20 protein-coding genes are annotated in these 21,034 nt (G+C 64.3%); 11 read left to right on the forward strand and 9 right to left on the reverse strand.

The window, feature by feature from the left end; all coding sequences use genetic code 11:
• Positions 1–35: 35 nt before the first annotated feature.
• Positions 36–1,232: an amidase gene (locus I2H38_RS17720; protein ID WP_196273204.1), complete on the reverse strand. Its 1,197-nt coding sequence runs from the start codon at positions 1,230–1,232 to the stop codon at positions 36–38.
• A 154-nt stretch (positions 1,233–1,386) separates the two neighbouring features.
• On the opposite strand from I2H38_RS17720, the gene I2H38_RS17725 reads away from it, so the two are divergent.
• The 7 genes from I2H38_RS17725 to I2H38_RS17755 all read left to right on the forward strand — a co-directional run bounded on the left by I2H38_RS17725 (position 1,387) and on the right by I2H38_RS17755 (position 8,825).
• Positions 1,387–2,592: an ABC transporter substrate-binding protein gene (locus I2H38_RS17725; protein ID WP_196273205.1), complete on the forward strand. Its 1,206-nt coding sequence runs from the start codon at positions 1,387–1,389 to the stop codon at positions 2,590–2,592.
• A 59-nt stretch (positions 2,593–2,651) separates the two neighbouring features.
• The gene (locus I2H38_RS17730) at positions 2,652–4,493 is read left to right on the forward strand and encodes an ABC transporter permease (RefSeq protein WP_210324857.1); all 1,842 of its coding nucleotides are present in this window, start codon (positions 2,652–2,654) and stop codon (positions 4,491–4,493) included.
• Complete coding sequence (locus I2H38_RS17735) at positions 4,490–5,251, forward strand: ABC transporter ATP-binding protein (RefSeq protein ID WP_196273207.1); 762 nt, start codon at positions 4,490–4,492, stop codon at positions 5,249–5,251. Before I2H38_RS17730 ends, I2H38_RS17735 begins: the two co-directional genes overlap by 4 nt.
• Entirely contained in the window at positions 5,248–5,961 is a 714-nt protein-coding gene (locus I2H38_RS17740; protein ID WP_196273208.1) for an ABC transporter ATP-binding protein, read from the forward strand. The genes I2H38_RS17735 and I2H38_RS17740 overlap by 4 nt, the downstream gene beginning before the upstream one ends.
• A gap of 121 nt (positions 5,962–6,082) precedes the next feature.
• Positions 6,083–6,397: a 2Fe-2S iron-sulfur cluster-binding protein gene (locus tag I2H38_RS17745; protein WP_196273209.1), complete on the forward strand. Its 315-nt coding sequence runs from the start codon at positions 6,083–6,085 to the stop codon at positions 6,395–6,397.
• A 71-nt stretch (positions 6,398–6,468) separates the two neighbouring features.
• On the forward strand, positions 6,469–7,512 hold the full coding sequence (locus I2H38_RS17750) for an NAD(P)/FAD-dependent oxidoreductase (RefSeq protein WP_196273210.1): 1,044 nt from the start codon (positions 6,469–6,471) through the stop codon (positions 7,510–7,512).
• A 65-nt stretch (positions 7,513–7,577) separates the two neighbouring features.
• Positions 7,578–8,825 (forward strand): allantoate amidohydrolase, encoded by a 1,248-nt coding sequence (locus I2H38_RS17755; RefSeq protein WP_196273211.1) that lies wholly within the window; start codon positions 7,578–7,580, stop codon positions 8,823–8,825.
• Here I2H38_RS17755 and I2H38_RS17760 read toward each other — a convergent pair.
• Entirely contained in the window at positions 8,822–9,349 is a 528-nt protein-coding gene (locus I2H38_RS17760; protein ID WP_196273212.1) for a GNAT family N-acetyltransferase, read from the reverse strand. The genes I2H38_RS17755 and I2H38_RS17760 overlap by 4 nt on opposite strands.
• A gap of 82 nt (positions 9,350–9,431) precedes the next feature.
• On the opposite strand from I2H38_RS17760, the gene I2H38_RS17765 reads away from it, so the two are divergent.
• Positions 9,432–9,722: a hypothetical protein gene (locus tag I2H38_RS17765; RefSeq protein ID WP_196273213.1), complete on the forward strand. Its 291-nt coding sequence runs from the start codon at positions 9,432–9,434 to the stop codon at positions 9,720–9,722.
• A gap of 153 nt (positions 9,723–9,875) precedes the next feature.
• Here I2H38_RS17765 and I2H38_RS17770 read toward each other — a convergent pair whose 3' ends face one another.
• From I2H38_RS17770 to ugpB, 5 genes are all read right to left on the reverse strand, one after another.
• The gene (locus tag I2H38_RS17770; protein ID WP_196273214.1) at positions 9,876–11,507 is read right to left on the reverse strand and encodes an HAL/PAL/TAL family ammonia-lyase; all 1,632 of its coding nucleotides are present in this window, start codon (positions 11,505–11,507) and stop codon (positions 9,876–9,878) included.
• A gap of 150 nt (positions 11,508–11,657) precedes the next feature.
• Positions 11,658–12,734 (reverse strand): sn-glycerol-3-phosphate import ATP-binding protein UgpC, encoded by a 1,077-nt coding sequence (locus I2H38_RS17775; protein WP_196273215.1) that lies wholly within the window; start codon positions 12,732–12,734, stop codon positions 11,658–11,660.
• A 116-nt stretch (positions 12,735–12,850) separates the two neighbouring features.
• Positions 12,851–13,699: a sn-glycerol-3-phosphate ABC transporter permease UgpE gene (gene ugpE / locus I2H38_RS17780; protein WP_196273216.1), complete on the reverse strand. Its 849-nt coding sequence runs from the start codon at positions 13,697–13,699 to the stop codon at positions 12,851–12,853.
• Positions 13,699–14,580: a sn-glycerol-3-phosphate ABC transporter permease UgpA gene (ugpA, locus tag I2H38_RS17785; protein ID WP_196273217.1), complete on the reverse strand. Its 882-nt coding sequence runs from the start codon at positions 14,578–14,580 to the stop codon at positions 13,699–13,701. Before ugpA ends, ugpE begins: the two co-directional genes overlap by 1 nt.
• Before the next feature lie 127 nt (positions 14,581–14,707).
• A complete protein-coding gene (ugpB, locus tag I2H38_RS17790) occupies positions 14,708–16,018 on the reverse strand; it encodes a sn-glycerol-3-phosphate ABC transporter substrate-binding protein UgpB (RefSeq protein WP_196273218.1) in 1,311 nt (436 codons plus the stop codon).
• A 210-nt stretch (positions 16,019–16,228) separates the two neighbouring features.
• Between ugpB and I2H38_RS17795 the strand changes: the two genes are divergently transcribed.
• On the forward strand, positions 16,229–16,738 hold the full coding sequence (locus I2H38_RS17795) for a hypothetical protein (RefSeq protein WP_196273219.1): 510 nt from the start codon (positions 16,229–16,231) through the stop codon (positions 16,736–16,738).
• Here I2H38_RS17795 and I2H38_RS17800 read toward each other — a convergent pair.
• Both I2H38_RS17800 and I2H38_RS17805 read right to left on the reverse strand, forming a co-directional pair.
• Positions 16,735–17,940, reverse strand: coding sequence for an NAD(P)/FAD-dependent oxidoreductase (locus I2H38_RS17800; RefSeq protein WP_196273220.1), 1,206 nt, complete (start codon positions 17,938–17,940; stop codon positions 16,735–16,737). The two genes, I2H38_RS17795 and I2H38_RS17800, sit on opposite strands and share 4 nt — an antisense overlap.
• The gene (locus tag I2H38_RS17805) at positions 17,937–18,365 is read right to left on the reverse strand and encodes an Lrp/AsnC family transcriptional regulator (protein ID WP_196273221.1); all 429 of its coding nucleotides are present in this window, start codon (positions 18,363–18,365) and stop codon (positions 17,937–17,939) included. The genes I2H38_RS17800 and I2H38_RS17805 overlap by 4 nt, the downstream gene beginning before the upstream one ends.
• Positions 18,366–18,482: 117 nt before the next feature.
• Between I2H38_RS17805 and I2H38_RS17810 the strand changes: the two genes are divergently transcribed.
• Together I2H38_RS17810 and I2H38_RS17815 are read left to right on the forward strand one after the other, a co-directional pair.
• Positions 18,483–19,598 carry a saccharopine dehydrogenase family protein gene (locus I2H38_RS17810; protein ID WP_196273222.1) on the forward strand — a complete coding sequence of 372 codons (1,116 nt, stop codon included), beginning with the start codon at positions 18,483–18,485 and terminating at the stop codon, positions 19,596–19,598.
• Positions 19,599–19,802: 204 nt separating this feature from the next.
• Positions 19,803–21,034: aldehyde dehydrogenase family protein (locus I2H38_RS17815; protein ID WP_196273223.1), on the forward strand; the 1,232-nt coding region annotated here is incomplete at its 3' end.

Here is a 21,034-nt window from a genome sequence, read left to right on the forward strand (position 1 = left end):
CGCCGTTCCGGTAACTCTGCCGCCCCCGCCCCGGTTCATTCCGGCCGGTATCCGTCCGCGATCCTCCGGGCGAGGGACACCAGGCTCAGATCGGAACCGGCGGGTCCCATGAGCGAGATCCCCAGCGGCGCGCCATGCCGGGAGGCAAGTGGGATGGAGACCTGCGGCAGACCGGACAGCACCGACAGGCAGAGAAGGTTCAGGGCCTTGTTGCGATAGTCGTTCAGCGCCTCCTCGCTGTCGGTAAGCAGAGGCGCGACGTCGGGCATCGTCGGCAGGACGAGGACGCTATCAGCGCCAAGCAGGGCACTGAGCCGCTCGCGGAAGGCATTGCGGATCGTCTGCGCCTCGGCGACCTGGCGGCTCGTGACCGTCTGCGCGAAGGCGAACCGGTCGGCGACGCTGGGTCCGAGCGGCGGGTGAAACCGTTCGATCATCGGCCCGTCAACAACCCAGGCCTCCCGGCTCTGGATGTATCGCAAGGCCCAGTAGAGGGCGAGGAACCCTTCCACCGCAACGTCCTGCTCCTGAGCCCCTCCGAGAAGCGACTCGATGCGGGAAAGAGCGGGCGCGAGAGCCTCCCGGACAGGCGCGTCCAGCAGCCCGAAGGCGTCTGTCGCAAGGAGCAGTCTCGGCCTTTGCGACAGGGGCCGGTCATCGGCTCCGAGCAACACCTCCCCGACCCGCTCGAAAGTCGCGCCGTCCCGGGTGAAGAACCCGCAGGTGTCGAAGGAGGGGGCGAGGTCGTGGCACGCCTCCAGGCTCACCCGGCCATGAGTCGGGCGGATACCGAACAGGCCGCAATGGCTCGCCGGAGCCCGCACGGAGCCGCCTGTATCCGTGCCGAGGGCAAGGTCGCACAGGCCGTTCGAGACGGCGGATGCCGAGCCGGATGAGGAGCCGCCCGGAATACGGCCTGGCGCTGCCCCGTTCACCGGCGTGCCGAAATGGGCGTTCTTGCCGTTCATGGAAAAGGCCAGCTCGTCCGTGATCGTCTTGCCGACGAAGCGCGCCCCCGCGTCGAGCAGCTTCTGCACCGTCGGCGCCGTGCGCGCCTTGATGCCGGACAAAGCCAGCATATGGGGCGACCCACACCCGGTCGGATAGCCCGCCACGTCGAAGAGATCCTTCGCGGCGAAAGTCAGGCCCGAGAGCGGCCCGGTTTCGGCATGCGGTAGGGCGACCGCCGGATAGGGCATGAAAGCGCGGGCAGGATCGGCATCGAGGAGCATGAGACCACATCACTTGAGAAGAGCGACCGCAACTGTGTCATCCGCAATGAGGGCCAGCAAGGCCGGAATTCTCCCCGTGTGGAGGATTCGCGCTTTCTTCGCGCGCCGATTGGCCGTAAACCCGCGCAGGTCCTGTGCATAGGGGAAATGAGGGATGGCGAAGGTTTCGATGGCGCGTTGGTTCGCTCTTGGTCTGGCGCTTGCGCTCGGAGCACCGACGGCGCAGGCGCAACAGCCCCCGATCAAGATCGGCGAACTGAATTCCTATGCGAAATGGGCGGCTTTCACCGTGCCTTATCGCAATGGCTGGCAGCTCGCCCAGGACGAGATCAATGCCAAGGGCGGCGTGCTCGGCCGGAAGCTGGAAATCATCTCCCGGGAAGACGGCTCGACGACGGGCGACACGACCCGCGTCGCCGAGGAACTCGTGACCCGCGAAGGCGTGTCGCTTCTGTTCGGCTCCTTCCTGTCGAATGTCGGCGTCGCCATGGCGGATTTCGCCAACCAGAAGAAGATCGTCTACATCGCCGCCGAGCCGCTGACCGACGCCGTCACCATGGCGCAGGGCAACCGCTATACCTTCCGCATCCGCCCCAACAATTTCATGCAGGTCGGCATGCTGGTGGAGCAGGCCAAGGCCTCCGGCGCGAAGCGCTGGGCCATCGTCGCGCCGAACTACGAATACGGGCAGTCGGCAGCGCAGGTGTTCAAGCGTTTGATTCAGGAGCGCGTGCCCGGCGCGGAAATCGTCGCGGAGCAATATCCGGCGCTCGGCAAGATCGAGGCAGGCCCCACCGTCTCGGCCATCGAGCAGGCGAAGCCCGACGGCATCTTCAACGTTCTCTTCGGCCCCGACCTGACCCAGTTCGTCCGCGAAGGCAACACGCGCGGCCTGTTCGAGAAGAAGTCGATCCTTTCGCTTCTCACCGGCGAACCCGAGTGGTTGCTGCCCCTGAAGGACGAGGTTCCCGAAGGCTGGACCGTCACCGGTTATCCCTGGGATCAGATCACCGAGCCCAAGCACAAAGCTTTCATTGACGCCTATCGCGCCAAATTCAACGATACGCCGCGCCTCGGCTCGCTGCTGGGCTACATGGTCGTCACCATGATCCGCGACACCATCGAACGCGCGGGCTCGGCCGAGACCGACGCTTTCATCAAGGCGATGCAGGACGCCAAATTCGACACCGTCATCGGCCCCGTGACCATGCGCGGCAGCGATCATCAGGCGAGCATGGGCGCTTGGGTCGGCAAGCTCGCGCTGAAGGGCGCGACCGGCGGCATGGCGGACTGGACCTACAAGGACGGCACGCCTTTCATGCATTCCGAAGCCGAAGTGAAGGCGGTGCGGAAGGATTGAGCATGTCGGGCCTCCGCGTGAAACGCGCCCTCCCTCTCGGGAGCGAGTGACGCGTGGATTTGTCCTTCCTCATCATCCAGTCTCTGAGCGGTCTCGCCAGTGCCTCGTCCCTGTTCATCACCGCTTGCGGCCTGACGCTGGTTTTCGGCGTCACGCGGATCGTGAATTTCGCGCACGGTTCGCTCTACATGATCGGGGCTTACACGGCCGCGACGCTGCTGCCGCGGCTGCTCGAACTCTCCTACGGGCCGGTCTCGTTCTGGACGGGCATTCTCATCACCGCCCTCATCGTCGGTGCGATCGGCGTGTTGATCGAGGTGCTGCTGTTGCGCCGCATTTACGGCGCGCCGGAACTGTTCCAGCTGCTTGCAACCTTCGGCGTCGTCCTCGTCGTGCAGGACCTTGTCGTGCAGGTCTTCGGACCGCAGGACATTCTCGGGCCGCGCGCGCCGGGCTTGCGCGCGCCCGTCGAGATTCTGGGACGGCGCTTCCCCTCTTACGAACTTGCCCTCATCGCCGCAGGCCCCATCGTGCTTGGCTTCGTCTGGCTGCTGTTGCGCAAGACGCGCTTTGGCATTCTCGTGCGCGCGGCGACGCAGGACCGGGACATGGTCGCCTCGCTCGGCGTGAATCAGGCCCTACTCTTCACAGGCACATTGTTTCTCGGCGCGTTTCTCGCCGGTCTCGGCGGCGCGCTCCAGACGCCGCGCGTCTCGGCGAATACCGGGATGGATCTGTCGATCATCGCCGAATGCTTTGTCGTGACGGTCGTTGGTGGAATGGGCAGCGTGCCGGGTGCATTTCTCGCCGCGCTCATCATCGGGCAGTTGCAAGCCTTCGGTATTCTGATTTTCCCGAAAAGCACCCTCGTCGTGGTGTTCCTGCTCATGGCTTTCGTGCTCGCCGTGCGGCCCTATGGGTTCTTCGGACGCCCCGAGATCGTCGGGGGAACACACGCGGTCGGCATCGTAAGCCGCACACCGCGCGCCAGCGGCACGGTCGCTGCGCTGATCGTCCTTGCGCTACTCGCCTGTTTGCCGCTCGTGAGCGACGCCTATCTTCTCAAAGTCGCGACCGAGATCCTGATTTTCGCGCTGTTTGCTTTCAGCCTGCAGCTTCTCATCGGCGTCGGCGGCCTTGTCAGCTTCGGGCATGCCGCGTTCTTCGGGCTTGGAGCCTATGGCGCGGCCCTTGGCGTGAAATGGCTCGACGCCCCCATGGAGGCAGCCCTGCCCCTCGGCATCCTGTTTGCGGCAGCGGGGGCAGCCCTCATCGGCGCTTTCGTCGTACGACTGTCCGGCATCTATCTCGCCATGATGACGCTCGCCGCCGCGCAAATTCTCTATGCGGTCGCCTTCCAATGGGTCGATGTGACGGGTGGCGACAACGGCATCGTCGGCGTATGGCCTTCCACCTGGGCGAGCCCACGGAACGCCTACTACATCCTCACGCTCATTCTCTGCGCAACTGCCGTCTTCATCTTGAAGCGCGCGATCGATGCGCCCTTCGGCTATGCCTTACGCGCCGCGCGGGATTCCGAGCCGCGCGCCGAGGCCATCGGGTTGAACGTACGCCGCCACCGCTGGCTTGCCTTCATGCTGTCGGGCGCGGCTGCGGGGTTGGCGGGTGGAATCTACGCCTTCTCGCGCGGCTCCGTCGATCCGAGTCTCCTCGGCATTTCGACCTCCGTCGATGCGCTGGCCATGCTGTTGCTCGGCGGTATTCAGACGATCGCGGGACCGCTCGTCGGCGCTGGCGTTCTGCACACCTTACGTGACCAGATCATGCCGCTCACCGGGCTCTGGCGTCTGTTCCTGGGCGTGAGCATCATCGCGATGGTGCTGCTCTTCCCGCGCGGTCTCGTCGGCACCATTCGTCACTGGCGCGAGGAGCGTGCATGAGTTTGCTGATCGTCCACGATTTGAGCAAATCCTTCGGCGGCGTGGTCGCGGCGCGCGACGTGGCGTTTTCGCTGGAGCCGGCTGAGATGCTCGCGCTCATCGGCCCCAACGGCGCCGGCAAGTCGACATTGTTCAACATGATCGGCGGCCAGCTTCGGCCGGATCGCGGCAGCGTCCTTCTCGACGGCGAGGCGATCACCCACGCCTCTCCGCAAGAGCGCTTTCGCCAGGGCGTCGGGCGCACCTTTCAGGTGGCGCAGACCTTCCTCTCCATGAACGTCGCCGAGAATGTGCAGATGGCTCTCATCAGCCGTCATGATGAGAGCCAAGCTCTCTGGGCTCCGGCACGCGACCGCCATCGCGCCGAAGCGCTGTCGCTGCTCGATCAGGTCGGCATGGCGGACGCCGCCGATCGCCCGTGTTCGACGCTGGCCTACGGCGATGTGAAGCGGGTGGAGCTCGCCATCGCGCTCGCAAGCCAACCGAAACTTCTGCTCATGGACGAGCCGACCGCCGGCATGGCTCCGCGCGAGCGCGCCGCCCTCATGGACCTGACCGCCTCCATCGCAGCCTCCGCGCGCGTCGGCGTGCTCTTTACGGAACACGACATGGATGTGGTTTTCGGCCACGCGACGCGGGTGCTGGTGCTGTTACGCGGTGAGATCATCGCCGGCGGCACACCCGACGAGATCCGCCGGAACCCACGCGTGAAGCAGGCCTATCTCGGCGATGACCATGCTCTCGCGAGGACTGCATGAGCACGCCGCTCCTCGACGTCCGGAACCTTACCGCCGCCTATGGCCGCGCTCAGGTCCTGTTCGGTCTGTCGCTGCAGCTTCATCCGGGCGAAGTCGTGGCCCTTGTCGGGCGCAATGGCGCGGGCAAGACAACCACCCTGAAGGCCGTCTTGGGCCTTGTCCCCGCGACCGCCGCGCGGATCGCCTTCAAGGAACACTCGCTCCTGGGCCTCCCGACCTACCGGATCGCCCGCCTCGGCCTCGGCTACGTGCCGGAGGACCGGCGGATTTTCACCGACCTGACGGTGGAGGAAAACCTGGAGGTCGGCCGACGATCCGGCCGCGTCGGGTTGTCGCCCTGGACGCCGGAGCGGCTTTTCCAGCTCTTTCCCAACCTCGCCGAGATGCGCGGGCGGCGTGGCAACCAGATGTCCGGCGGCGAGCAGCAGATGCTTTCCATCGCCCGCACCCTCATGGGCAACCCCGCCGCGATCCTCCTCGACGAGCCCTCGGAAGGCATCGCCCCCGTCATCGTCCAGATGATGGGAGAGGCCATCCGGACCATGAAGGCGCAAGGCGTGGCGGTTCTTCTCTCCGAGCAGAACTGGGCTTTTGCCGCCGGGATCAGCGACCGCGCCTGCGTCATCGAGCGCGGGGAGATCCGGTTCGAAGGTCCCATGGCCCAGCTTCTCGCGAATGAGACGCTCCGGGCGGAAACGCTCGGAGTCTAGGACAGCACTCCCGTCCAACGCCAAAATATTGACGGATCGGGCCAAAAGACCGATATGCAACCCCGTCCGGCGCACTTTGTGCCGGTTTCCCGAATTCAGATCCGAGTGAGAAACCCGCTTCATGGGCGTCATCCATGTGACCGATCGCGAAGGCCAACGTCATACCCTCGAGGCGATCGAGGGATGGCGGGTCATGGAGATCATCCGGGATTGGGGCCTGCCCATCGAGGGCCTGTGCGGTGGCGCCTGCGAATGCGCCACGTGCCACGTCTTCGTTGACGAAGGCTGGCTGTCGAAGCTCTATCCGGCCACCGAAGAGGAGGAGGATCAGCTCGACACGGTGATGACCCGGGCCAATTCCCGCCTGTCCTGCCAGATCCTCTGGACCCCCGACCTCGACGGCCTGGAACTCACCCTCGCCCCGACCGGCAGCTGATCTTTCGAGCCCGCCGCATTGCCAAAAGCGGGAGACCGTGCTTTTCCGGGGTCTCTCGAAGGAGCCTGTTCATGACCGACAAAATTGAAACCGACGTCGTCATCATCGGTGCGGGGCCCGTGGGCCTGTTCGCCGTGTTCGAACTGGGCCTCCTCGACATCAAATGCCACCTCATCGACATTCTGCCGAAGGTGGGCGGCCAGTGCGCCGAGCTTTACCCCGAGAAGCCGATCTACGACATTCCCGGGTTTCCGATGGTCACGGGCCAGGGCCTCGTCGACAACCTGATGGCGCAGATCGAGCCGTTTCACCCGTCTTTCCATCTCAATGAGATGGTAGAAAGCCTCGAGGCCATCGGCACGCCGGAAGCCCCGCTTTTCCGCGTCAAAACCTCTGAGAACGGCACCACCTTCATCTGCAAGGCGGTCATCATCGCCGCTGGCGGCGGGTCGTTCCAGCCCAAGAAGCCGCCGATCGAGAACATCGAGGCCTATGAAGGCACCGGCGTGTTCTATGCGGTGCGCCGCATGGAGATGTTCCGCGACAAGCGCGTCCTGATCGTCGGCGGCGGCGATTCCGCCCTCGACTGGACCGTGAGCCTGCAACCCATCGCCAAGCGCCTGACCCTGCTCCACCGCCGCGACGCCTTCCGCGCCGCGCCGCACACGGTGGAAAAGATGCGCTCCCTCGTCGCCTCCGGCGACATGGACCTGCATCTGGGCCAGATCACCCATCTCACCGGCGACGCTCCCGTTCTCGAAGGCGCAGTGATCCGCCAGGACGACGGCTCGACCTTCAAGGTCGATTGCGACGTGATCCTGCCTTTCTTCGGATTGACCATGAAGCTCGGCCCCATTGCCGATTGGGGCCTGAATCTTCACGAGAACCTGATCCCGGTGGACACGGAAAAGTTCGAGACGAACGTTCCGGGCATCTTCGCCATAGGCGACATCAATACCTATCCGGGCAAGCTGAAACTCATCCTCTCCGGCTTCCACGAGGGCGCGCTCGCCGCGCAGAAGGTGCACCGCTACGTGTACCCTGAGAAGAAGCTCCTGTTCCAATACACGACCTCGTCCACGAGCCTGCAGAAGAAGCTCGGCGTCGCGGCCTGATCCCTTTTGAGGAACGGCTCGCCTCCCCTTGCGAAGCGGGCCGGTTCCTGAAAATGTTCGTGGCTATGACGCATCCTTCCGATCTTTCCCTCGGCCGCCGCGCGATGGCGCTTCTCGACGCCCTCGCCCGCCACAGCGATGAGCCCGAGCGCCTGACGCGCCTCTATCTCTCGAAATCTCATCGCGACGCAGCGGAAGCGACGCTCGGCTTCATGCAAGACGCGGGGCTCACCAGCCACATCGATGCGCTGGGGTCCGTGGTGGGTCGCTTCGAGGGACGCAATCCTGACGCGCCCGCTCTCATCATTGGCTCCCACATCGACACGGTGGTCGATGCGGGGCGCTATGACGGCAATCTCGGCGTCGTGCTCGGCATCGTGGCCGTCGAGGCCCTCAAGGCAGCAGGCATCGTGCCCTCCTGCCCCATCGAGGTTGTTGCCTTCGGCGACGAGGAGAATGCGCGTTTCCCGACCAACCTTTCGACCTCTTACGCGCTTGCGGGCCGCTACGATCCGTCCTGGCTCGACGGCATGGACGCGGAGGGCGTGCGCCTGCGTGACGCGCTGGTGAGTTTTGGCGGTGACCCGGACGGCTTTGCCGCCCTCGCCCGCGACCCGAAACGCTATCGCGGCTATCTCGAAGTGCATATCGAGCAGGGGCCGTTGCTGGAGGCGGAAAACCTGCCCGTCGGCATTGTCACCGCCATCAACGGCGCGACCCGCGCCCGCGCCACCGTGATCGGCGAAGCGGGCCATGCGGGCACCGTGCCGATGACCATGCGACGCGACGCGCTCGCCGCCGTCGCCGAGATGACCTTGGCCATCGAGCGCATCGGCGCGAAGCGGTCCGACACGGTCGCAACCGTCGGCGTGGCGCAGGTCCATCCGGGCGCGATCAACGTCATTCCGGCGCGGGTCGATTTCACCCTCGATGCACGCTCACCTGACGATCCGGTGCGGCATGCGATGGTCGCAGAGATCGTACAGGAATGCCGCGCGATTGCGGCGCGACGCGGGGTCGAATTCCGCTTCGAGCCCTTCATGGATTCCGCCGCGACGCCGATGGATGGCGGCCTCATGCGCGAATTCGCGCAGAGCATGGCATCGCTTGGCCTCGCAGCGCGTCACCTGGCCTCCGGCGCGGGCCACGACGCGGTCGCGATGGCGGCGCTCTGTCCGGTCGCGATGCTCTTCGTGCGCTGCAAGGGCGGCATCAGTCACAACCCCGCGGAGTCGATCACCGTTGAGGACGCCGATGTCGCCGCGCGCGTGCTGGTCGAGACCGTGAAGCGGATCGTTGCGGGCCGGGCCTAGCGTGTCTGCGCGGGCTTCCAATCCTCTGCGAGGATCGCCCAGCGCTCATGGTCGCGCCATTCGCCGCCGATCTTCAGGTAGCGCGGCGAATATCCTTCCTGGCGGAATCCGAGACGCTCCGCGAGCGCACGCGAAGCGAGGTTGTCGGGCTGGATATTCGCCTCCAGGCGATGCAGGCCGAGCGTGTCAAACGCATATGTGACGGCAAGCGCAACTGCCTCGCTCATCAACCCGCGCCCATTCATTCCAGCCGCGCCGTAATAGCCGAGATAGGCGTTGAGAAACAGGCCGCGCACGATCTCGCTGATGTTCATCACGCCGACGATGTACCCGCTGTCGCGCTCGCGCGCGATCAGGCCCACGGTCTTCTCCCCATCGCAGCGTGCGAGATATGCCAGGAAGGATGTGTGATCGCGACAGGGCGACACCCATGGCTCGTGCAGCGCAATGCTGGCGAGATTGGCTGCAATCAGTTCATGCGCATCATCGGCGGAGACGGGTCGCACGGTTACGCGTGACGTCATCGGGGTTCATCTCACTTTCAGGGGAACCATGTCATAGCTGAGCCGTTATCGACAGTCCCCTACAAGAAGAAGGATATTTGTCATGAGAGCTGTGATTCCAGCCGCCATGCTTCTCTTGCTCGGCAGTAGCTTTTTGACGGCCTCCGACGCGCAGGCACGGTTCAATGCGCTGCCGGGACAACCGCCATCTCTCGTGGAGGAAGCGGCCTGCGTGATGCGCCGCGTGCGGACGGTCCTGCCCAACGGCCGCGTCGTTTATCAGAACGTGCGCCAATGCGGCGTGCAGCCCATGCCGCGCTGCCGCATGGTGCGTGAGCGTGTGCGTACTCCCAGTGGGCGGGTCGTGTTTCGCGACGTTCGACGCTGTCACTGACGGCGATGTCTTAGAGCTTGATCATGTCTCTTTGAGACGCGATCAAGCTCCAGATTCCTTATTGCCGCATGATCCGGACGAACAACCGGTTTCCACTTGTCTCGATCATGCTCTCGTGTTGGGCTCGGTATTGCCGAGCCCTTTTTGTTGCGTTTATTCCAGCGCGCCGATCGCGCCTTCGACCGCTTCGACCACCGCGCCGGAGCGCACGAGATCGAGCGCCTGGCGCATCTCGGTCGCGTACCAACGGTCACCGTCGAGAGCGGGTGGAATGACCGCGCGGATCGCCTCGATAGCCGCCTGCGAGCCTTTGCCCAGCGGGTAATCCTTCGCCAACGGCTCGACGAGGCTCAGCGCCTGCGCGGCCATCAGCAATTCGCCCGCCACGATCTGTTCGACATTCTCAACGATGGTGCGGGCTTTACGTCCGCACCAGGTGGAGTTCGACACATGGTCCTCGGCGTTCGACTTGCCGGGAATGGAGTCGACCGAACCCGGCGTGGCAAGGCCCCGGTTCTCCATGACGAGGGCGGACATGGAGCATTGCACCGTCGCAAAGCCCGTATTGAGACCACGCTTGCCCGCAAGCAGATTGCGCGGCAATCCGTAAGACATGGTCGGGTCGACCAAGCGCGCCAGGCGGCGCTCGGAGATCGCTCCGAGATCGGCCATGGCAATCGCGAGGAGGTCCATGGCCTGCGCCACGTATTGCCCGTGGAAATGGCCGCCGGAAATCGAAACATAGCCGCCCGTGCCGTCGTCGAAGATCAGCGGGTTGTCGGTCGCGGAATTGATCTCGGTGCCGATGATCCGCTCCACATATTCCACCGCCTCGACGGCAGGTCCGTGAACCTGCGGTGTGCAACGCAAGGAATAGACGTCCTGCACGCGCGGGCTTGCCGGCGTACCGGGCTGGCGCGGCTCGTCGGGGAACACGACGTCGCGCGCACTTTGCGAACAACGCTTCGAGCCATCGAGAATGCGCAGGAGATTGCGCGCGATCCGCGCCTGACCGGGATGCGGACGCGCCTTGTGCACACGCGGATCGAAAGCGGCGAGCTCGCCGCGCATCGCTTCCAGCGACAGGCACATGGCGATATCGGCCTGCTTCAACAGCTTGCGTGCGTCGAACGTGGCCAGAGCGCCAAGCGCGAGCGACGTGGTCGAGCCGTTGATGAGCGCGGAGGCGTCCTTTGCGCCCAGGTCGAAATCAGGATCGAACCCGGCTTTGGCGATGGCCTCGCGCGCGGGCAACCGACGGCCCTTGTAGATCATCTCGGCTTCGGCAAAGCCGCAGACCGCGCCGGCCATATGCGCCAGCGGCGCGAGATCGCCGGACGCGCCGACGGACCCTTTCTGCGGAATCACCGGATGCAGGCCCGCATTGAGGAAGGCGATGAGCCGCTCGACGAGTTCGACGCGCGGGCCGGAATAGTTGGAAGCGAAGGCGTTGGCGCGCAACAGCATCATGGCGCGCGTCACGTCCTCGGAGAACGGCTCGCCGACGCCCGTGGCGTGGGCATAAACCGTCTTCTGCTGGTAGGCCGCCATGTCGGCGATCAGGACGCGCTGATCCTTGAACAGCCCGACGCCGGTATTGAAGGCGTACATGAGCGGGGCGTCATCGTGCATCCAGGTGCGGTCGATATAAGCGCGGGTCGCAGCGATGCGCTCGCGCGCCTCCGGATGCAGGGCCGCCTTCTCGAACCGTCCGTTGCCATTGGGGCGCGCCACGCGCGCCACATCCCGAATTTTGAGCTTTGCCCCGTCGACCTTGACCGTCATGGCTGATCTCTCCCTTTGCATAGAGGGATAGCGAGGCCGGGAAGGCGGCGCAACTGGTGTTCCGCAACTGGTGTTTTTGGCAGCAAAATGGGCGGCGCCCCGAAGAACGCCGCCCTGATTATTTTCATGCCGCCCGGGAGGGGTCGCTGTTTAGACGCGACCGAGACGCTTCGTGGTCTGGGGGTCGAAGAGGTGGACGTTGGCGGGGTCGACCGAGAGGGTCAGCTTGCGCGTACCCGCGGCAATCTGACCTGTCGAAGCCTGGACGATGAATTCCGCACCCGCGACCTTGCCGTGGAAGAGCTGGGTCGCGCCGAGCTCCTCGACGAAATCCACATCCATCACGAGCGTGCTCGAACTGCTTCCGCCTGCCTGGACATCCTCGGGACGCAGGCCGACTTCGATGGCCGTGCCGGGGCTGAGACCCTCACGCATATCCGTGACCGTCAGAATCTGCCCGCCGACAGAGACCCGACCGGGGCCTTCCACCTTGCCGGGCAGGATGTTCATGGGCGGGGAGCCGATGAAGGTCGCCACGAAACGGGTCTCGGGACGGCGATAGACCTCCGACGGCGTGCCGACCTGCTCGATCTGGCCACCGCTCATCACGACGAGCTTGTCGGACAGCGTCATCGCCTCGACCTGATCGTGGGTGACGTAGATCGACGTCACCCCGAGAGCGCGCTGCAGGCGCTTGATCTCGACGCGCATCTGCACGCGCAGCTTGGCGTCGAGGTTGGAGAGCGGCTCGTCGAAAAGAAACACCTGCGGCTTGCGCACGATAGCGCGGCCCATGGCGACGCGCTGGCGCTGGCCGCCGGAGAGCGCGCGGGGCTTGCGGGTGAGGAACGGCTCGATGGCGAGGATGCGGGCCGCTTCCTTCACGCGCTTCTCGATCTCGTCCTTCGGCGTGCCACGGTTCTTCAGGCCATAAGCCATGTTGTCGTAGACGCTCATATGCGGATAGAGCGCGTAGTTCTGGAACACCATCGCGATGTCGCGGTCGGACGGTTCGATCTCGTTCACGACCCGGTCGCCGATCTTCACCGTGCCGCCGGAAATCGTCTCGAGTCCGGCGATCATGCGAAGCAGCGTGGACTTGCCGCAACCCGAAGGCCCAACCAGCACGCAGAATGATCCGTCCTCGATGCCGAGGGACACGCCCTTCACGGCTTCGACATTGCCTGCGTAGATTTTCCGCACGGTATCGAGCGTTACGCCAGCCATTGTTTCAGTCCCCTCAATCAGCCCGCGCCGCGAACGGCGCAGGGCGAAATGTCTCTAGTCTCTTGTTGCATCCCCCACGCAGAAGTGCGGGAGACCGACGCGCGTTTTTTCGCGCGTCACTTTTCCGTTTCGACGAGGCCCTTCACGAAGAGCCGCTGCATGAACACCACCACGAGAACGGGCGGCACCATGGCGAGCACCGCCGTCGTCATGGCGATCTGCCACTCGGTCAGCGCGTCCTGCGTCGTGATCATCTTCTTGATGCCGATGACGATGGTCTGCATCGAATCCTTCGTCGTGATCAGAAGCGGCCAGAGATACTGGTTCCAGCCGTAGATGAACTGAATCACGAAGAGCGCCGCGATCGTCGTGATCGAGAGCGGGATCAGCGTGTCCTTGAAGAAGCGGAACGGGCCCGCGCCGTCGATCTTCGAGGCTTCCAGAAGCTCGTCCGGAATCGTCATGAAGAACTGGCGGAACAGCAGCGTGCCCGTCGCGGAGGCGATGAGCGGCAGGACGAGGCCGGTATAGGTGTCGAGCAGACCGAGATCGGCAACGATCTTGTAGGTCGGGTAGATACGCACTTCCACGGGGAGCATCAGCGTGATGAAGATGATCCAGAAGGCCGTTTTCCGGAACGGGAAGCTGAAATAGACCACCGCGAAAGCGGACAGGACCGAGATCAGAATCTTACCGATCGCGATGCCCATCGCCATGATGAAGGAGTTGAGCATCATGGTGCCGACAGGCTCGCGCGTCGAACGTGCCGAACCGATGAAGATCGTGCGGTGGTAGTTTTCCACCGCCTGGTTGCCGGGGAGCAACGGCATATTGCCGTTGATGATCGTCGCCGAGTCGAAGGTGGAAGCCAGGATCGCCAGATAGACGGGGAAGGCGACGATGACGATGCCAACCGTCAGGACGAAATAGGCGAGGAGGTTTCTGTAGCGCCCGCTCTCAACCATCAGTATTGCACCTTACGCTCGACATAACGGAACTGGATGGCTGTGAGCGCGATCACGATGACCATCAGGATCACGGATTGCGCCGCAGAACCACCGAGATCGCCGCCGAGGCGACCATCCGCATAGACCTTGTAGACGAGGGTCGTCGTCTGACCCGCCGGCCCGCCGCCGGTGATGGCGTCGATGATGCCGAACGTCTCGAAGAAGACGTAGACGATCGTCACGACGATCAGGAAGAACGTCGTCGGCGACAATAGCGGGAAGATGATCGTCCAGAAGCGGCGCACCGGGCCCGAGCCGTCGATGGCGGCCGCCTCGATGACGCTCTTCGGGATCGCCTGCAGACCCGCGAGGAAGAACAGGAAGTTGTAGCTGATCTGCTTCCAGGTCGCCGAGAGAACCAAAAGGATCATCGCATGCTTGCCGTTGAGCATCGGGTTCCAATCGAGCCCGAGCGCCCGGATCGGACGGGCCAGCGTGCCGAGCGAGGGATGGAACATGAACATCCACAAAACGCCGGCGATGGCCGGAGCCACCGCGTAGGGCCAGATCAGCAGCGTCTTGTAGGCATGACCTCCGCGCAGGCTCTTGTCGGCCTGCGTCGCCAGCAGCAGGGCACAGGCCAGGGACAGGACCGCCACCGATGAGGAGAACACGACGGTCGTGACCATGGCCTTATAATATTCGGGCTGCTTGAACAGGAAACGGTAGTTCTCGAACCCGACGAACTCGCTGGAGAGCCCGAAGGCGTCTTCCATGAGGAAGGATTGCCAGACCGCCTGCGAAGCCGGCCAATAGAAGAAGATGAGCGTGATCGCGAGCTGCGGAAGAAGCAGCGCGTAGGGCAAGACCTTACCCGAGAAGAGGGCTCGTTTTTCCATTGCGTTCAAGCCACCCGGCGATATGCGGCAGAGGCCGGGATCACCCGGTCTGCGAGGCTGTTTCTGATACGATAGTCCCGGGCAGCCTCATGGCTGCCCGGGACCAAGGAAGGACCGAAGATCGGTCTTAGCGGGTAACGGTGCGCTCGAACTGGCGCAGGAGCTGGTCGCCGCGGGAAACCGCCGCGTCGAGCGCATCCTTGGCCGACTTCTGACCGGCAAGCGCAGCCTCGAGCTCTTCCGACCACACGTCACGCATCTGAACCATGTTGCCGAGGCGCAGACCGCGGGAGTTCTCGGTCGGCTCCTTGTTGGTCAGCTCGATGAGCGGAACCTGGTTGGCCGGGTTCTTCTCATAGAAGCCCGAAGCCTTGGTCTTCTCGTAAGCGGCCTTGGTGATCGGGAGATAGCCCGATTCCTGGTGCAGCTTGGCCTGACGGTCGGTGTCCGACAGGAAGGTGAAGAACTTGGCGACGCCCTTGTACTCGTCAGCCTTCTTGCCGCCCATGACCCACAGCGAAGCGCCGCCGATGATGGAGTTCTGCGGAGCGCCGGCAACGTCCGGGTAGTACGGCATCGGAGCGGCCGCGTAGTCGAACTTCGCATTGGCCTTGACGTTACCCAGGAAGCCCGACGAGGTCAGCATGATGGCGCATTCACCCGAGGTGAAGCGGCCTTCGCCCGTGTTGGTGCGGCCGGAATAGTCGTAGGTCTTGTCCTTCTGCAGATCCATCAGCGTCTGCAGATGCTTGACGTGCAGCGGCGAGTTGAACTTCAGCTCGGTATCGAAGCCGTCGAGGCCGTTCGCCTTCGTCGACAGCGGTACGTTGTGCCAGGCGGAGAACTGCTCGATCATCGCCCAGGTGGTCCACGCTGCGGTGAAACCGCAGGTCGAATGACCGGCCGCCTTCAACTTCTTGCCGGCATCGAACACTTCCGGCCAGGTCTTCGGAATCTCGTTGACGCCGGCCTTCTTCAGCTCGTCCTTGTTGACCCACATGACCATCGAGGAGGAGTTGAAGGGGAACGAGAGCATTTCGCCCTTCGCGGTGGAATAGTAACCGGTGATGGTCGGGAGATAGGCGTTCGGATCGAACTTCTCGCCGGTCTCCTTCATCAGCTCGTGAACGGGCTTGATCGCGCCCTTCGCGCCCATCATGGTCGCGGTGCCGACTTCGAAGACCTGCAGGATGTGGGGAGCATTACCGGCGCGGAAGGCCGCGATGCCAGCGTTCATGGCGTCGGCGTAGGAGCCCTTGAAGGCCACGACGACCTTGTAATCCTTCTGCGAGGCGTTGAAATCCTCGGCGAGCTTGTTGACGACGTCGTTGTTGGCGCCGGTCATGGCGTGCCACCAATGGATTTCCGTCTGCGCGAAAGCCGACGTGCTTGTCGCGAGGCCCAGCGCCAGCGCGGCGAGGAAGGGCTTGTTCATCATCTCAGTTCTCCCTTGTCATCCCATTCAGGGACGTTCTTGTCGTTCATCACCCCTGCGCGAAAGCCGGATGACACTTGCATGACAACTTCATGACAATCATAGCCGGCTTCAAAATGGAAGCCCTTTCATTGAGCAGGCTTAATACCTGGGGATGGAACAGGCGCCCGCGGCTCGTTGTTGGAGTGCGCTGACCCAACGGGAGGAAGCATCATGGCGCGGATGGTTTTGGCGTTGTTCAGGGATCGCGGGCAGGCCCGGCAGGGCTTACAGGCCTTGTTGGAGATGGGGATCGCCAGGGACCGCATCATCGGCCTTGGAACGAAGGAAAGCCGAGAAATATCATCAATTTCGGGCTTTCGCGCGCTCTCGATCGACGATGATGCTCTCGCCGCCCTCCGCGCCATGGCGCCGCCCGAGGCGGAACTGCATCGTTTCGAGCAGGGGCTGCGAGAGGGCCTCACCCTCGTCGGCGCCCGCATCGACCAGGCGAAGATCCCTGAAGCGCTCCGGGTCCTCGCGATGTTCGATCCTGTGGATTTAGACCGCGAAAGCCGCGAATGGGCGAAGTCTGCAGGCCCCGCCGAGCCGTCGGCCGGTGCCGGAATCACCCTGGGCGCGGTCGAGGGCATTTCGAATACGGTCGCCCTCCCCGGGATGGAATCCCTGGTGGATTCCGCCGAGGAGGTCGAAACGAACGAGGGCGACTTCCGCGTCCGTTAAATGACGTTGCGCTCCAGGAGCGGACGGTTCGCCACCACCCGCTCGTATCCCAGCTCGGACAAATCGAGCGTCCGGTAGCCCCCGTGCACGATCAGCTCCGACAGGCCGCGCCCGACGGCGGGGGCCTGCTGCAGGCCATGGCCCGAGAAGCCGTTGCAGAGGTAAAAATTCCGCGCCTCGCCCGCCTGTCCGATGATCGCATTGTGGTCGAGCAGGCACATGTCGTAGGGGCCCGCCCAGGCGCGACCGGGCTTGATGGCCTCGAAGGCGGGCACGCGGTGGGCAAGCGATGGCCAGATGAATTCCTCGAAGAAGGAGAAATCGATGTCCTGAGAGGCGGGATTGTCGTCATGCCAATCGGGATCGACATCCGCTTCGGGCGACGCGCCACAGATGAAGCCCTCGCCCTCCGGGCGGACATAGGCCCCCGAGACATCGATCAGAAGCGGGCAATTCTCGACCTTGTCCCGACACGTAAAAGTAAAGACGTATCGGCGCTTGGCCTGAACCGGAATGTGGAGCCCGGCCATGGCGGCCAGCGCCCGCCCCCCGGATCCGGCGCAATTGATGAGCGCGCCACAGGCGATGCGGGTGCCGTCCTTCAAGCGCACGGCGACGATCTGAGCCCCTTCCTTCTCGACCTCGGCCACCTCGCCCTTCACATATTCGGCGCCGAGCGAACGGGCCTTCTTGCGGAAGGCCTGCAGCAAGCCCCAGCCATCGAACCAGCCCTCGCCCGTGCGGCCCCAGGTGCCGCATTGCAGGTCCTCCACATTGAGCCAGGGGAAGCGCGCTTTCAGGGCCGCCGGGTCCATGAGCAGGATGTCCGCGCCCTCGGCTTCCTGCAGTGCCTGGTTCTCGACGAGAACCGCCGCACCGGCCTCCGTGGCGCAGTAGAGATAGCCGCCCTCTTTGAGGTCAATCGCGGGCTTGTCGCCATCGACAGCCAGATGCTCGCCGATGTTGCGCAGGAACTGGATGCCGTGGAGCGAGATGCGGATATTGACCGCGCTCGAATATTGCTGGCGGATCGAGGCCGCAGACAGAGCCGAGGCCGAGAGCTGGTAGGTCGGGTCCTTCTCGATGACGATGACGCGTCCCTTGAAGCCGGAATCGGCCAGCAGGTGGTAGGCGGTGGAGGAGCCCATGACGGCCCCGCCGACGATCACGACGTCGGCGCTTGCGGAGGCTGTGGAGGTCATCGTTCGAATTTCGTTGAGAGGATGATGGAGGACTGGGTGCGTTCGACTCCTTCGAGCGCACCGATACGATCGATGGCGGCATCGAGGGAGGGAACGTCCTCAGCCTCTACCACCGCCAGGAGATCGAATACACCGGCAACCGAGTGGAGCGCGCGCAATTCCGGCATGCGTTGCAACGCCGCAGCCACCCCGGCCGACGCCTTCGGCGCGGCGACGATGGTGACGTGCGCGCGCACCATGCGGCGGCTGATCTCCTCGGCGAGCCGGGCCGTATAGCCGACGATGACGCCCCGCCGCTCCAGGCTCTCGACCCGAGCCTGGACCGTCGTCCGCGACAACTTCAGCCGACGCGCCGCCTCCGCATGGCCGATGCGGGCGTTCTCCCGCAACAGGGCAATCAAGGCACGATCCGTATCGTCAAGCATCACTATGACCAATTGTAACGGCAATTTGCCGAAAAGTACTCGGCTTTCCGTCAACCTGTCTATGGCGTTCTGCAGGCCTTTATGACTTTTTTACACCATCATCCAGGGAGGCTTTTCATGCATTCAATTCTCGTCATCGGCGCCGGCAAAATCGGCTCCACCATCGCCGACATGCTCCATGAGACCGGCGACTATGCCGTCACGGTTGCGGACGCCTCCGCCGCGGCCCTCGCCACCGTCGCCAAGGACGGCATCAAGACGATTCAGCTCGATTTCAACGACGCCGTCGCGCTCCAGACCGCCCTCAAGGGCCACTATGCCGTGTTGAGCGCCGCGCCGTACCACCTGACCGCACACGTGGCGAAGGCCGCGCGTCTTGCCGGCGTGAACTATTTCGACCTCACTGAAGACGTGGCCACCACCCGCATGGTGAAGGAACTCGCCGAGGGTGCCTCGACCGCCTTCATCCCGCAATGCGGCCTCGCGCCCGGCTTCATCTCCATCGTCGCCCACGACATCGCCAGCCGTTTCGACAAGCTCGACACCGTGCGCCTGCGCGTCGGCGCGCTGCCGCAATATCCGTCGAACGCCCTGTCCTATAACCTCACCTGGAGCACGGACGGCGTCATCAACGAATATATCGAGCGCTGCGAGGCAGTCGTCGACGGCCGCTTGCGCGAAGTTCCGGCCATGGAGGAGCTCGAAGAGTTCTCCCTCGACGGCACGCGCTATGAAGCCTTCAACACCTCGGGCGGTCTCGGCACGCTTTGCGAAACCCTGGAAGGCAAGGTCCGTAGCCTCAACTACAAGACCATCCGCTATCCCGGCCATTGCAGCCTGATGCGGGTTCTGCTCAACGACCTGCAGCTACGCAACCGCCGCGAAGTCCTGAAGGACATTCTCGAGCAGGCCGTGCCCGCCACCATGCAGGACATGGTCATCGTCTTCGTGACCGTGACCGGCGAGCGCGGCGGCCGTCACGTCCAGGAAACCTATGCTCGCAGCATCTACGGCCAGAAGGTCGCGGGCAAGCTGCGCACGGCGATCCAGGTCACCACCGCCGCCGGCATCTGCGCCATGCTCGACCTTCTCGTTCAGGGCAAACTTGAGCAAAAGGGCTTCCGCCGTCAGGAAGAGATCGATCTCGATACCTTCCTCGCCAACCGCTTCGGCCGCGTCTATGCGGGCGAGCGCCTGGACAGCGACAAGATCAAGCTCGAAACCGCCGCTTGAGATCCAAGGACCGGCTCCGCTCACGTGGCGGAGCCGGTTTCATCGAATATTCCGAATCGGCATGATCCTATTCGCAAAAGCGGTTCTCGCTTTTGACGATCATGCTTTACAAGACGGGCCGAAAGAGGCCGCTGTCGCCGCGCTTCACGCGAAGGCGGCGGGCCGGATGAGAGGCCCGAACGCATTCCCTACGGGAGAAACATCATGTCAGCCCAACACGCCGTGCAGACCGCCGCCGCCTCCGTTGCCGACGAGGCGCGCGCCCTCCTCAAGCGCCTTGGCGTTCCGGACAGCGCGTTTGCTCCGGGCGGCCGTCCGGCCACGTCGCCGATCACCGGCGAGGTCATCGTCCATGTCCGCGAGCACTCGCCCGAAGAGGCCAAGGCCGCCATCACCCGTGCGCATGAGGCGTTCAAGGCCTGGCGCAAGCTGCCGGCGCCGAAGCGTGGCGAGTTCGTGCGTCTTCTCGGCGAGGAGCTGCGCGCCGCCAAGGACGATCTCGGCCGTCTCGTGACGCTGGAGGCCGGCAAGGTCACCTCCGAGGGCCTCGGCGAGGTCCAGGAAATGATCGACATCTGCGACTTCGCGGTCGGCCTGTCGCGCCAGCTCTACGGCCTGACCATCGCCACCGAGCGCGCCGACCATCGCATGATGGAAACCTGGCATCCGGTCGGCGTCTGCGGCGTCATCTCCGCCTTCAACTTCCCCGTGGCGGTGTGGTCGTGGAACGCCGCGCTCGCCCTCGTCTGCGGCGATTCCGTGGTGTGGAAGCCCTCCGAGAAGACCCTTCTGACCGCGCTCGGCACGCACGCCATCGCCATGCGCGCGGCCAAGCGCTTCGGCGGCGTGCCCGACGGCCTGCTCGAACTCATCCTCGGCGGCCGCGAGGTCGGCGAGATCCTGGTCGAGGATCACCGCGTGCCGGTTCTCTCCGCCACCGGCTCGACCGCCATGGGACGTCAGGTCGGCCCCAAGCTCGCGGCGCGTTTCGCCCGCGCGATCCTCGAACTCGGCGGCAACAACGCCGCCATCGTGACCCCCTCGGCGGATCTCGACCTGGCGCTTCGCGGCATCGCGTTTGCGGCCATGGGCACGGCCGGTCAACGCTGCACCACGCTGCGCCGTCTCTTCGTGCACGACAGCGTCTATGACACGCTCGTGCCGCGCCTGAAGAAGGTCTATGGCAGCGTGAAGATCGGCGATCCCCGCGCGGACGGAACGCTCGTCGGCCCGCTGATCGACAAGGCGGCGTTCGACGGCATGGAGCGCGCGCTCGACGAAGCCCGTGCGGCGGGCGGCATTGTTCACGGCGGCGGCCGCTACACGGACGGCGCTTGCGCCCAGGGCTACTACGCGAAACCCGCCATGGTCGAAATGCCGGAGCAGACCGGCCCCGTCCTGCGCGAGACCTTCGCGCCGATCCTCTACGTGATGCG

Source organism: Microvirga alba, assembly GCF_015694465.1.
Lineage (GTDB): Bacteria > Pseudomonadota > Alphaproteobacteria > Rhizobiales > Beijerinckiaceae > Microvirga > Microvirga alba.